At 63.8% G+C, this 12,665-nt stretch carries 12 protein-coding genes; 10 read left to right on the plus strand and 2 right to left on the minus strand.

What is annotated here, in order from left to right; all coding sequences use genetic code 11:
• Window positions 1-2: 2 nt before the first annotated feature.
• From H6955_09105 to H6955_09130, 6 genes are all read left to right on the plus strand, one after another.
• The gene (locus H6955_09105) at window positions 3-269 is read left to right on the plus strand and encodes an acylphosphatase (protein ID MCP5313703.1); all 267 of its coding nucleotides are present in this window, start codon (window positions 3-5) and stop codon (window positions 267-269) included.
• Window positions 266-2,062 (plus strand): type II/IV secretion system protein, encoded by a 1,797-nt coding sequence (locus tag H6955_09110; GenBank protein MCP5313704.1) that lies wholly within the window; start codon window positions 266-268, stop codon window positions 2,060-2,062. Before H6955_09105 ends, H6955_09110 begins: the two co-directional genes overlap by 4 nt.
• Window positions 2,063-2,198: 136 nt before the next feature.
• Window positions 2,199-2,777 carry a 2-oxoacid:acceptor oxidoreductase family protein gene (locus tag H6955_09115; protein ID MCP5313705.1) on the plus strand — a complete coding sequence of 193 codons (579 nt, stop codon included), beginning with the start codon at window positions 2,199-2,201 and terminating at the stop codon, window positions 2,775-2,777.
• Window positions 2,777-4,030 carry a pyruvate ferredoxin oxidoreductase gene (gene porA / locus H6955_09120; protein MCP5313706.1) on the plus strand — a complete coding sequence of 418 codons (1,254 nt, stop codon included), beginning with the start codon at window positions 2,777-2,779 and terminating at the stop codon, window positions 4,028-4,030. Before H6955_09115 ends, porA begins: the two co-directional genes overlap by 1 nt.
• 11 nt (window positions 4,031-4,041) lie before the next feature.
• Complete coding sequence (locus H6955_09125) at window positions 4,042-5,046, plus strand: pyruvate ferredoxin oxidoreductase (GenBank protein ID MCP5313707.1); 1,005 nt, start codon at window positions 4,042-4,044, stop codon at window positions 5,044-5,046.
• Window positions 5,043-6,686: an NAD(P)-binding protein gene (locus tag H6955_09130; GenBank protein ID MCP5313708.1), complete on the plus strand. Its 1,644-nt coding sequence runs from the start codon at window positions 5,043-5,045 to the stop codon at window positions 6,684-6,686. The genes H6955_09125 and H6955_09130 overlap by 4 nt, the downstream gene beginning before the upstream one ends.
• 716 nt (window positions 6,687-7,402) lie before the next feature.
• Here H6955_09130 and cpdA read toward each other — a convergent pair.
• On the minus strand, window positions 7,403-8,212 hold the full coding sequence (gene cpdA, locus H6955_09135; GenBank protein ID MCP5313709.1) for a 3',5'-cyclic-AMP phosphodiesterase: 810 nt from the start codon (window positions 8,210-8,212) through the stop codon (window positions 7,403-7,405).
• A 163-nt stretch (window positions 8,213-8,375) separates the two neighbouring features.
• Here cpdA and H6955_09140 point away from each other — a divergent pair, with 163 nt between their 5' ends.
• The 4 genes from H6955_09140 (at window position 8,376) to H6955_09155 (ending at window position 11,975) form a co-directional block, all read left to right on the plus strand.
• Window positions 8,376-9,302 (plus strand): LysR family transcriptional regulator, encoded by a 927-nt coding sequence (locus H6955_09140; protein MCP5313710.1) that lies wholly within the window; start codon window positions 8,376-8,378, stop codon window positions 9,300-9,302.
• A gap of 167 nt (window positions 9,303-9,469) precedes the next feature.
• Window positions 9,470-9,889 carry a rubrerythrin gene (locus H6955_09145; protein ID MCP5313711.1) on the plus strand — a complete coding sequence of 140 codons (420 nt, stop codon included), beginning with the start codon at window positions 9,470-9,472 and terminating at the stop codon, window positions 9,887-9,889.
• Between the two features lie 86 nt (window positions 9,890-9,975).
• Window positions 9,976-11,304 carry a Fe-S oxidoreductase gene (locus H6955_09150; protein MCP5313712.1) on the plus strand — a complete coding sequence of 443 codons (1,329 nt, stop codon included), beginning with the start codon at window positions 9,976-9,978 and terminating at the stop codon, window positions 11,302-11,304.
• 86 nt (window positions 11,305-11,390) lie between these two features.
• Window positions 11,391-11,975, plus strand: coding sequence for a DUF3501 family protein (locus H6955_09155; GenBank protein ID MCP5313713.1), 585 nt, complete (start codon window positions 11,391-11,393; stop codon window positions 11,973-11,975).
• Window positions 11,976-12,006: 31 nt separating this feature from the next.
• Here H6955_09155 and fabA read toward each other — a convergent pair whose 3' ends face one another.
• Entirely contained in the window at window positions 12,007-12,522 is a 516-nt protein-coding gene (fabA, locus tag H6955_09160) for a 3-hydroxyacyl-[acyl-carrier-protein] dehydratase FabA (protein MCP5313714.1), read from the minus strand.
• Between the last annotated feature and the right edge of the window lie 143 nt (window positions 12,523-12,665).

The raw sequence follows: 12,665 nt of genomic DNA on the forward strand, positions 1-12,665 counted from the left end.
CCTTGCCCTGTCGTCGATACATCGTGCGCGGTCATGTTCAGGGCGTCTGGTTCCGTGCATCGGCCCGCGAGCAGGCGATGCGCCTCGGTCTCGACGGTCATGCGGTGAATCTTCCCGATGGCGGGGTGGAGGTGGTCGCCTCGGGAGACCTCGGCGCGCTCGACACGCTTGCGGCATGGCTGCGCCGTGGACCTGAGTTGGCGCGGGTGGAGCATGTGAGCAGCGAACCCTGGCCGGAGCCGACCGAACCGGGCTTCCGTACCGGATGAGCATCACCCGCCACGAAGTACTTGGCAGCCTACAGGCCGAACGTCGTCTGACCCTCGGCGAAGTGATCCCGCAACTGATCGAGGACGGCCTGCTGGATGCCGGGCACGCACCGCAGCTTGCCGATCGCGGCGCCGCGCGTGCGACCGCGGCAGCGATGCACCCATTGATCTGGCTGGCCGAAAACAACCTCACGCAGCCGGACGGCAATCCACTCGATCTGACAATCTTGACGCGCTGGCTGGCCCAACGCGCCCAACTGCCGCATTTCACGATCGACCCGTTGAAGATCGATGTCGACCTGGTGACTCGCGAGGTATCGCGCAGTTACACCGCGCGCTATCGCATCCTGCCTGTCGAGGTCGATGAGCACAGTGTGACCTTCGCGACGGCCGAGCCGTACGAACGCCACTGGGAGGAAGAGATGGCGCACGTGCTGCGCCGCGATGTCAAACGGGTGGTGGCCAATCCGGCGGACATCCTGCGCTATCAGGACGAACTGTTTGGGGTCAGCCATTCGATTCGCAAGGCACAGCGTCTCGCCGAAGGCGATCCGCTGGGGATCAACAACCTCGAGTCGCTGGTGCAGCTTGGGCGCGCGGGCAAGCTCGACGCCAACGATCGGCACGTCGTGACCATCGTCGACTGGCTGCTGCAATACGCGTTCGAACAGCGCGCGAGCGACATCCACCTCGAACCGCGCCGCGAGGCCGGCAGCGTTCGTTTTCGGATCGATGGCGTGTTGCAGACGGTGTACCAGATCCCGACCACCATCATGGGTGCGATCACCAGCCGCATCAAGGCGCTGGGACGCATGGATGTGGTTGAAAAGCGCAGGCCGCAGGACGGGCGGGTCAAGACCAAGACACCGACCGGCATCGAGATCGAGTTGCGCCTGTCGACCATGCCCACCGCGTTCGGTGAAAAGCTGGTGATGCGCATCTTCGATCCGCAGGTGTTGGTGCGTGATCTCAAGCAGCTGGGTTTCGGCGAACGAGACGCGCGACTCTGGGACACGATGACCCAGTCCTCGCACGGCATCATCCTGGTGACCGGACCGACCGGTTCGGGTAAGACCACGACCCTGTACTCTACGCTGCGGCTGCTGGCGCAGCCGGACGTCAACGTGTGCACGATCGAGGACCCGATCGAGATGGTCGATCCGGCGATCAACCAGATGCAGGTGAATGCCCAGATCGGGCTGGATTTCGCGACCGGTGTGCGCACCCTGATGCGCCAGGACCCCGACATCGTGATGATCGGCGAGATCCGTGACCTGGAGACGGCGGAGATGGCGATCCAGGCAGCCCTGACAGGTCACCTGGTATTGTCTACGCTTCATACGAACGATGCGCCGTCCGCAATCGTGCGCCTGATGGATATAGGAGTACCACCCTATCTGATCAATGCCACCCTGCTCGGCGTTGTCGGCCAACGTCTGATCAGGACCCTGTGCCCAACCTGCAGCGCACGTGGCACCATCGATGCGCAGGCCTGGGCCGAGCTGACACAACCCTGGAAACTTCCGGTTCCGGCGAGCGGCCGGGTGTCGGTCGGCTGCGAGAAGTGCCGCGGCTCGGGATATCTCGGGCGGATCGGGATCTACGAGAGCCTGCGCATCACGCCGACGCTGCGCACGGCGATAAAACCGGACTGCGACATTGCCGATCTGCGCCGCCGGGCGATGCGCGAGGGATTGGAGCCATTGCGAATCAGCGGTGCGCGCAAGGTGATCGGCGGTATCACCTCGCTCGATGAGGTATTGCGCGTCGCGCCGCGCGTGGAACTGGGTTGAGGCAGCGCGTGTGTAGTGTGAACAGGCCCTAGTTGCAAGCGACGCGGAAGACATGACCCGTACCCGCTGCGGCAGGGTACCCGCTGCCATTCAATCCGGCGGCATACCGACCAACAGGACACCAAGCGGAGGGGATATGTTTCAGGTACGGATACATGGACGCGGCGGTCAGGGGGTGGTCACGGCCGCCGAGATGCTGTCGATCGCCGCGTTTCTCGAAGGGCACTACTCGCAGGCCTTTCCGAGTTTCGGTTCGGAACGCATGGGCGCGCCCGTGATGGCGTTCTGCCGCATCGACGACAAGGAGATCCGCCTGCGCGAACCGGTGATGGCGCCGGATGCCCTGATCATCCAGGACACCACGCTGCTGCACCAGGTCAACCTGTTCGAGGGTTTGGTACCGCACGGCTACGTACTGATCAACTCGACCCGGAGTCTGGCGGATCTCGGACTGAGCGATTTTCTGCGCCAGTACCCGATCGAACATGCGATCACCGTTCCGGCGAGTGAGTTGGCGCGGCAATACGTGGGACGCCCACTGCCGAATGCGGCGTTGCTGGGCGGCTTTGCGGCGATGACCGGCCTGATCGATGTGGCCTCGGTGAAGACGGCGATCAGCGAGAAGTTCCCGGCCAAGATCGCCGCCGCCAATGCCGCTGCGGCCGAAGCGGCGGCGAAGTACATTGTCCAACAGATGTCGGAGGCGACTGCCTGATGTTGAAGCAAACCGAAGGGTCACGGGCGATTGCCGAAGCCGTTGCTCTGGCGCGTCCCGAGGTGATCTGCGCCTATCCGATCACCCCGCAGACTCATATCGTCGAGAATCTCGGCCTGATGGTGAAGGCCGGCGAGATCGACGACTGCGAGTTCATCAATGTCGAATCCGAGTTCGCGGCCCTGTCGGTTGCGATCGGCGCCAGTGCGGCGGGCGCGCGCAGTTACACCGCGACCGCCAGCCAGGGGCTGCTGTTCATGGCCGAGGCGGTATACAACGCATCCGGCCTCGGTCTGCCGATCGTGATGACCATTGGCAACCGTGCGATCGGTGCCCCGATCAACATCTGGAACGACCAGCAGGACAGCATGTCGATGCGCGATGCCGGCTGGATCCAGTTGTACGCCGAGACCAACCAGGAGGCGGTCGATCTGCATCTCCAGGCATTCCGCCTCGCCGAGGAACTGTCGGTACCGGTGATGGTCTGCGTCGATGGATTCATCCTCACGCATGCCTACGAGCGCGTGGATATTCCTGAGCAGGCGCAGGTGGACGCGTTCATTCCACCGTTCAAACCACGCCAGGTGCTGGACCCGCAGCACCCGGTCACGATCGGCGCGATGGTCGGGCCCGAGGCGTTTACCGAGGTGCGCTATCTGGCGCACTACCGGCAGATGCAGGCGTTGTGGATGATTCCCGAGCTGGCCGAAGAGTTCGAGCAGCATTTCGGCCGGGCATCCGGCGGGTTGCTGCATACCTACCGCAGTGAGGATGCCGAAACACTGGTGGTCGCGCTCGGTTCAGTGAATGGCACGATCAAGGATGCGATCGACGAGTTGCGCGATGGTGGCATGGCGATCGGCTCGGTCAGCATCTGTTCGTACCGGCCTTTCCCCGCGAAACGCGTTCAGGAAGTGCTGCGCCACGCCAAGCGTGTCGTGGTGATCGAAAAATCGCTCGCGGTCGGTATCGGCGGCATCCTGTCGACCGACGTGCGTATGGCGCTCGCCGGACTGCCGGCGCCGGTCTACACGGTGATCGCCGGCCTCGGCGGTCGTGCGATCACGCGGCGCTCGTTGTTGGAGGTCTTCCGCATGGCACACAAGGACGGTGTGCAGCGTTTGACGTTCCTGGATCTCAAGCACGAGGTCGTGCATCGCGAGATCGAGCGCCTTGAAACGCAGCAGCGTTCCGGCCCGACCGCGGAGAACATTCTGCGCGACCTCGGCAGCGTTGCCGACCACATCGGTTGATGGAAGGATAAATGAAAACCTCGCACGTCAAGTTCTATCAAACCGGCACCTTTACCGTCGGCAATCGCCTGCTCGAAGATGCGCAGCGGTCGGTGCAGTCGACCATGGAACGCACCAATTCGCTGAACTCGGGGCACCGCGCCTGTCAGGGTTGCGGTGAGGCCCTCGGTGCGCGCTATGCGATCGACGCGGCGATGCGCGCGACCAACAACCAGCTGATCGCAGCGAACGCCACCGGCTGCCTGGAGGTCTTCTCCACGCCTTATCCCGAGACCTCGTGGCAGATCCCCTGGATCCATTCCCTGTTCGGCAACACCGCTGCGGTCGCGACCGGCGTCGCCGCGGCGCTCAAGGTCAAGGGCCAGCACGCGACCCGGGTGGTCGCGCAGGGCGGCGACGGCGGCACCACCGACATCGGTTTCGGCTGTCTGTCCGGCATGTTCGAACGCAACGACGACGTGTTGTACATCTGTTACGACAACGAGGCGTATATGAACACCGGTGTACAGCGCTCGTCGGCCACGCCGCCCACCGCACGCACGGCGACCACGCAGGCGGCCGGTGATCATCCGGGCAATACGTTCGGCCAGGGCAAGAACGTGCCATTGATCGCGATGGCACACGACATTCCGTACGTGGCGACCGCGACCGTGGCCAATGTGCGTGATCTCGAGGCCAAGGTCACGAAGGCGATGTCCATCCGCGGGGCGCGTTATATCCATGTGCTGGTGCCCTGCCCGCTGGGCTGGGGTGCCGCACCGCACGACACCATCCGGCTGGCGCGCCTGGCCGCCGAGTCGGGGCTGTTTCCGGTGTTCGAGGCCGAACACGGCGAGATCACCGACCGTTATCGCATCCGCCGCCGGGTGCCGGTCGAGGAGTACCTGAAACTGCAGCGACGCTTCGCTCACCTGTTCAAGCCCACGTTGCGTACCGATGTAATCGCGCGGCTGCAGGAGATGGCGGATCGCAATGTGCGGCGTTTCGGCCTGGAAAATGTGGAGGCTGCACAATGAAGAAACCGTTCGCGATCACCCTTGATGTCGGTTCCAGCCTGGCCAACCTGACCGGCTCCTGGCGCAGCGAGCGTCCGGTCTACGTCGACCGACTGCCGCCGTGCAATGCAACCTGTCCGGCCGGTGAAAACATTCAGCGCTGGCTGTTTCACGCCGAGGAGGGCGCCTATGAAACAGCCTGGCGTTCGCTGGTGGAGAACAATCCCCTGCCGGCGATCATGGGTCGGGTGTGTTACCACCCGTGCGAGAGCGCGTGCAACCGCGGGCGTGTCGACGAATCCGTCGGGATCAATGCGGTAGAGCGCTTCCTCGGTGACGAGGCGCTCAAACGCGACTGGGCCTTCGAGGTACCGTTGGCCTCCACCGGCAAACGCGTGATGGTGGTGGGCTCAGGACCGGCCGGTCTTTCGGCGGCCTACCATCTGCGGCGCCTCGGTCACACGGTCGTGATCTTCGAGGCCGAGGATTCGAGTGGCGGGATGATGCGTTACGGCATCCCGCAGTACCGTCTGCCGCGCGCCACCCTGGACGCCGAAGTGCAACGCATCCTCGACATGGGGATCGAGCTGCGTCTGGGCTCGCGCGTCGATGACGTCGCCAAGACGCTGAACGACGAAGGCTTCGATGCCTGCTTCCTCGGTGTCGGTGCGCACATCGGCAAACGCGCCTACATCCCGGCAGGGGATGCGCGTCGCATCACCGATGCCGTGACCTTGCTGCACGACATGGAAGGTCCGGAGCGTCCGCTGCTGGGTCGCCAGGTGATCGTCTACGGGGGCGGCAATACCGCGATCGACGTCGCCCGTACTGCGCGGCGCCTCGGTGCCGAAGAGCCCGTCGTGGTCTACCGGAGGACCCGTGAGCGCATGCCGGCGCACGAGCAGGAGGTGCGGGATGCGCTTGAAGAGGGTGTGAAGCTGATGTGGTTGAGCACCATCGCGAATGCCGAAGGCGAGGAGGTGACCATCGAAAAGATGCGCCTCGACGACGACGGGTTCCCGCAGCCTACCGGCGAGTTCGAAACGATGCCGGCCGATAGCGTGGTACTGGCACTCGGCCAGAGCGCCGACCTCGCGTTGCTGGACAACCTGCCGGGACTGCAGAGGGAAAAGGATGTGGTCCAGGTTGCACCGGACATGATGACCGGCTATCCCGGGGTGTTCGCCGGTGGCGACATGGTCGACGGCGAGCGCACCGTGACGGTCGCGATTGGCCATGGCAAGAAGGCCGCCAGGGCGATCGATGCCTGGCTCAACGGACGCACGCTGGCGAGCGTGACCCGACACGAGCTGGCGACATTCGAACGGCTCAACACCTGGTATTACTCGGATGCTCCGAAGACCGTGCGGCCGACGCTGGACCTGATCCGTCGTCAGTCGACCTTCGAAGAGGTCCTCGGGGGGCTCGACGAGGGTAACGCGCTGTACGAGGCGCGCCGATGCATGTCGTGCGGCAACTGCTTCGAATGCGACACCTGTTACGGCGTGTGTCCGGACAACGCGGTCATCAAACTCGGTCCGGGCAAGGGGTTTCGGATCAACTACGACTACTGCAAGGGTTGCGGCCTGTGCGCGGCGGAATGCCCCTGTGGGGCGATACGCATGGAATCGGAGCCGGAGGTCTCGCTCGAATCGCGCTGATCGCGCGATGATCGACGGGGCTCAATCGGACGGCTGCAACTCCGCCGGTCGGAACACCGTTCCCCCGGCACCGGGGGCGGCCACGGGGCCCGGATTCCGCGGAGCCGCCGCACGTCGTTCGGCGTTCGCCGGCCATGGTGCCCGGTAGGGGTTGGACGGGCCCATCATCGACCCCACAGGGCCTGTCGGTGACTGGTTGCGGTAGTCAGCGGTCGGACCGGGGTAGGTCTGCCATGCCGGATACCCCGGAGGTGTTCCACGGAAGTTCGGTGGTGTCGGCCCGGAAAAGCTGCCGGGTTGTTGTGGCGTCCACCCACCCGAGCGTTGCGACGACATCGAGAAATCACTCCGTGGCGGCGATGCGACGCGGTCGTCGTCAACGGGATCGGCGGCGGGTGCCGGTGCCTGCCCGACCGGCGGTGCCCCGAAAAGCAGGGTGCCGGTGTCGGTCGAGGGGCTGTCGAGCGGGTCGAGCGGCAACATGCCGCTGGTCGGCGGCGTCTGTTCGGTTCGCGGCTCGCTCGGGCCGGTGGGCGTGACTGCAGTCGATCTTTCCACCGGGTAGGGTCCCGGCGGTGGCGGGTAGCCGTCGGCGAACGCGTGGGTCGCAAACAACCAGCTGGCGGCCGCGAGGCATCGCCACGTCCGTCGGCAGACCGAGGAATCGTTCGCGGGATTTCTGATCTGAAAAACCATTGTCGTTGGGGCGCGTCCGTTCAATACCCGGACGAGGCGACCTCGAGACCCTGCGGCATCTCGTCGACACGCACCACCTCGCTGCGGATCGTGCCATCCGGCAACAGTGCGAGCAGCCGGAAGCCGGGCGGTTCCTCGTCCACCTGAAACGTATCCGAATGTGGGGTGAACTGCACGCAGGTCGACGGTGACGCCATCAGCCGCACCGGTCCGCGATAACTGTCGTAGGTCTGGTGTATGTGGCCCCACAGGATGCCGCGCACATTGTCGTGCCGGTCGATCACCTCGAACAGCGGTTCGGGGTTGTCGATCGCCATGGTGTCGATCCAGTCGCTGCCGACGGTCACCGGCTGGTGATGCATGCACACCAGTACGTGCCGGTTGCCGGCGGACAGCGCCGATTCGAGCAGCGTTATCTGGTTCGCCGCGAGGTGTCCGCCTTCGTCACCGGGTTTCACCGAATCGAGCATCACGAATCGCCATGCGCCCCGGTCGACGACGCTGTCGGTCGATACGTTGTCGGCCCGCAGGTGCTCGCGCATGACGCTGGGAATGTCGTGATTGCCGGGCAGGCACAACACGGGTACGCCGAATGTCGACAGTGTCGCGGCGATGGTCGCGTAACCGTTCGCGCTCGCATCGTGCACCAGGTCGCCGGTTGCCAGCAGCAGGTCGATCGGCCAGAAGTGCCGCTGGAAATGCCGGATCACCTGCCGAAAGGAGTCGAGCGTATTGACGCCGAGCAGCGTGCCGCGGGGATCGGCGTAGAGATGCGTGTCGGTCAACTGCAGGATGCGCAGGGTTCCGGCAGGGAAGTCGGAGGCGCGCAGTTTTCTGTCCGGCTCGGCGCCGGTGGTGCCTGGGGTCGTTGCCACGTCGAGCCGGATCTGGGTCCCTAACGCATATATTCAGGGTATAGTAGCCCATTCGCCTTGTCGCACAAACGCAACTGGCGGCGCTGAAACCCGTTTTTGTGAGCAGATCCCCGCGTGTATGACCCTGAATGAGCTGAGGTATATCGTCGCCGTTGCGCGCGAAAAGCATTTCGGGCACGCGGCCGAATCCTGCTTCATCAGCCAGCCGACGCTGAGTGTCGCGGTCAAGAAGCTGGAAGAGGAACTCGGCGTCAGTATCTTCGAGCGGCGCAAGGGCGAGGTCAGCGTCACGCCGATCGGTGAGCAGATCGTCGCGCAGGCACAACGCGTGCTGGAGGAGGCGAGTGTCATCCGGCAGGTGGCCCGCCACGGACAGGATCAGCTCGATGGCCCGTTGCGACTCGGGGCGATCTACACGATCGGTCCCTACCTGCTGCCCCACCTGATCCCGGAGTTGTCGCAACGGGCGCCGAAGATGCCCTTGGTGATCGAGGAGAACTACACTGCGGCCCTGGCGGAGAAGCTCAAGCGCGGGGAACTCGACGCGATCCTGATCTCATTGCCGTTCGAGGAACCGGGGGTGTTGACGATGCCGCTGTACCGGGAGCCCTTCGTGCTGCTGCTGCCGAGCAGTCATCCCCTGAATCAGAAACCGCAGTTCGAGGTGTCCGACCTGAAGAAAGAGGACGTGTTGTTGCTCGGTGCGGGGCACTGTTTTCGTGACCAGGTGCTGCAGGTATGCCCTGACTGCTTGCGGCGCAGCAGCGTCGAGGGCAGCCCGGCGCAGACGCTCGAGGGCGGGTCGCTCGAGACCATCCGGTACATGGTGGCCAGCGGCCTGGGGGTGACGATTCTGCCGTGTACCGCGGCCGGCGCGGAGCGCTTTTCGGAGCGCCTGCTGAGTATCCGCCGGTTCGATCACGATACCCCGTCACGCACGGTCGCGTTGGCCTGGCGCAAGAGCTTTCCGCGCCCCGATGCGATCCACGCGGTGCGCGACGCGGTGCTGGCCTGCGACATGTCCTGCATACAGCCGATCCACTGACAACAAGGGCTGGAGGCGTTCGCGACCGAGATCCCTTGTGGATAGATTTTGGCTATCGAGTGAATTGCCAGAAACAATTTCATCACGCGTAGGGCGCCCTCTATAGTGCCCACGCTACCCGCCGGTTGGAACCGGCATATCCCTGAAAAAGACTGGAGGATACCTGAATGTCTCTGAAAGGCTCGAAGACGGAAGAAAACCTGAAGGCCGCGTTCGCTGGTGAGTCGCAGGCCAACCGTCGCTACCTGTATTTCGCGTCGAAGGCGGACGTCGAGGGTTACAACGACGTCGCTGCCGTATTCCGCTCGACCGCAGAGGGTGAGACCGGACACGCACATGGGCACCTGGAATACCTGGAGCAGTGTGGCGATCCGGCGACCGGTATGCCGTTCGGTGGTACCTCGGACAACCTGAAGACCGCGATCGCCGGCGAGACCCACGAGTACACCGATATGTACCCGGGCATGGCCAAGACCGCGCGCGACGAAGGTCACGACGAGATCGCCGACTGGTTCGAGACGCTGGCCAAGGCGGAGCGTTCGCACGCCAACCGTTTCCAGAAGGCGTTGGATCAGCTCAACGACTGATCGACCCCCGCAGGGGAGGCGAGACGCTGCCTCCCCGCGGTTTTACATTTTCCCCATTCGAATCCGTTGTAACGAGGTCTCTAGCCATGGCTGGTGCACGTGAAGGAAGTCTCGAAGCGCCGATCCGGCACGCGCTGGACTGGAAAAATCCCGATTTCTACGACGAAGGCAAGCTGTTTGCCGAGCTGGAGCGGGTGTTCGACATCTGCCATGGCTGTCGCCGCTGCATCAGCCTGTGTCAAAGCTTCCCGGTACTGTTCGACCTGGTCGACGAGTCGGAGAGCATGGAGGTCGATGGCGTCGCGAAGCAGGACTACTGGAAGGTCGTCGATCAGTGTTACCTGTGCGACCTGTGCTTCCTGACCAAGTGCCCTTACGTGCCGCCACATGAATGGGACCTGGATTTCCCGCACCTGATGCTGCAGGCGAAAGCCGTGAAGTTTAAGCAGCAGGGTGCCTCGCTGCGCGACAAGACCCTGACCAACACCGACACAGTGGGTTCGCTGGCCGGGATTCCGGTGGTCAGCGGGATCGTCAATGCGCTGAACCGCAATGCGACCTTCCGTGGCATCCTCGAGGACGGTTTCGGTGTGCATCGCGATGCCAAGCTCCCCGAATACCACAGCAAGAGCCTGCGTGCCCGCGTGACACGGGACAGAGGCGAGCATGCCGAGGCCGCTGGGCCGACGACCGGGAAGGTGGCGCTGTTCGCGACCTGTTACGGCAACCGCAACGACCCGCAGAGCGGCGAGGATCTGGTCGCGGTGTTCCGCCACAACGGCATCGCCGTGACCACTGCCGAGAAGGAACGTTGCTGCGGCATGCCGAAGCTCGAACTCGGCGACCTGGAAGCGGTTGCGCGCGCCAAAGAGGTCAACATTCCGGCCCTGGCCAAGCTGGTCGACGAGGGTTGGGATATCGTCGCGCCGGTACCTTCCTGCGTACTGATGTTCAAACAGGAACTCCCGCTGATGTACCCCGACGACCCCGAAGTGGCGAAGGTACGTGACGCGATGTACGACCCCTTCGAATACCTGATGTTGCGCCACAAGTACGGCAAGCTGAAGACCGATTTTCAGCAACCGCTGGGCAAGGTGTCGTATCACGCCGCCTGTCACCAGCGCGTGCAGCGTATCGGACCGAAGACGCGCGAGGCCCTGTCGCTGGTACCCGATACCGTGATCGAGGTGATCGAACGCTGCTCGGGCCACGACGGGACCTATGCGGTCAAAAAGGAGTCGCACGCGTTGTCGATGAAGATCGGCAAGCCGGTGGTCAACAAGGTGAAACAGAATGCACCGGACCACTACAGCAGCGACTGCGCAATGGCCGGCCACCAGATTGCCAATGGCCTGGCCGACGGCAGTGAGCCGGAACATCCAATCTCGCTGCTGCGCTTGGCGTACGGGATCTGAATTCGGTTGCCAGTCGGCGCCCCGTCGTTTTCACGCGGGGACAGGCGACCTTGTCGCCCGCAGAGGACCCAGTGGAGGTGAACACCATGAACAAGTTGACGCGAGACGATCTGTATTCGCTCGAAAGGTACGCCGAAGTCCGGCCCGAATTCCGTGCGCGCGTGATGGCGCACAAGAAGAATCGCCAGCTTCCGGTCGGACCGAATGCGACGCTGTATTTCGAGGATGTGCTGACGATGCAGTACCAGATCCAGGAGATGCTGCGTGCCGAGCGGATCTTCGAGGCAGCGGGTATCCAGGAGGAACTCGATGCCTACAATCCGCTGATCCCGGATGGCAGCAACTGGAAGGCGACGTTCATGCTGGAGTATCCGGATGAAGGCGAGCGCCGTGCGCAGCTGGCGAAGCTGATCGGCATCGAGCGACATGTCTGGGCGCAGGTCGCGGACTTCGCACGCGTCACCCCGGTTGCCGACGAAGACCTCGAACGTGAGACCGACGAAAAGACTTCATCGGTGCATTTCCTGCGTTTCGAGTTGACGCCGGAGATGGCAGAGGCGGTGAAGCAGGGTGCGCCGATCAGCATCGGCATCGACCATCCGGCCTACACCCACGCGATCGAACCGTTGCCGCGCAACATCCGCGACTCGCTGGCCGAGGATCTCGGCTGAAACCGCGACTGACCGGGCGGGGCCGGCGTCGTCAGAACCCCTCGGTCGAGGTGAACAGGCCGACGCGCAGGTCCTTCGCCGTATAGATCTCCCGGCCATCGACCTCCATGCGTCCGTCGGCGATGCCGAGCACGAGCTTGCGGGTGATCACGCGTTTGATGTCGATGTAATAGACGACACGGGTCGCGGTCGGCAGAACCTGTCCGGTAAACTTCACTTCTCCGACGCCAAGCGCGCGGCCGTGGCCGGGGTTTCCCAGCCACGCGAGATAGAAACCGACCGACTGCCACATGGCATCGAGTCCAAGGCAACCGGGCATGACAGGATCGCCAGGGAAATGGCAATCGAAGAACCACAGATCGGGGCGGATATCGAGTTCGGCGATGATCTCGCCCTTGCCGAATTGGCCGCCGTGATCGGCAATACGCGTGATGCGGTCCATCATCAGCATGTTGGGCACCGGCAATTGCGCGTTGCCCGGACCGAACATCTCTCCGTAACCGCATTTGAGCAGGTCGTCCCGCCCGAATGTATCCGATCTGGCCATGAATCCCCGTTCCTTTTGACGAAGCGGGCGAGTTTCCCGGCTGCCGCGGGGCTTGTCAACCTGAAGTCGGGGCGGCCGGCATGTGCGCCATTCGACCGGTGCAGCCGCGACGCGTCCTCTGTTGTTAGCACCCGCTCACCGCT

Source organism: Chromatiaceae bacterium, from assembly GCA_024235395.1.
Classification (GTDB): Bacteria; Pseudomonadota; Gammaproteobacteria; order Chromatiales; family Chromatiaceae; genus Thiosocius.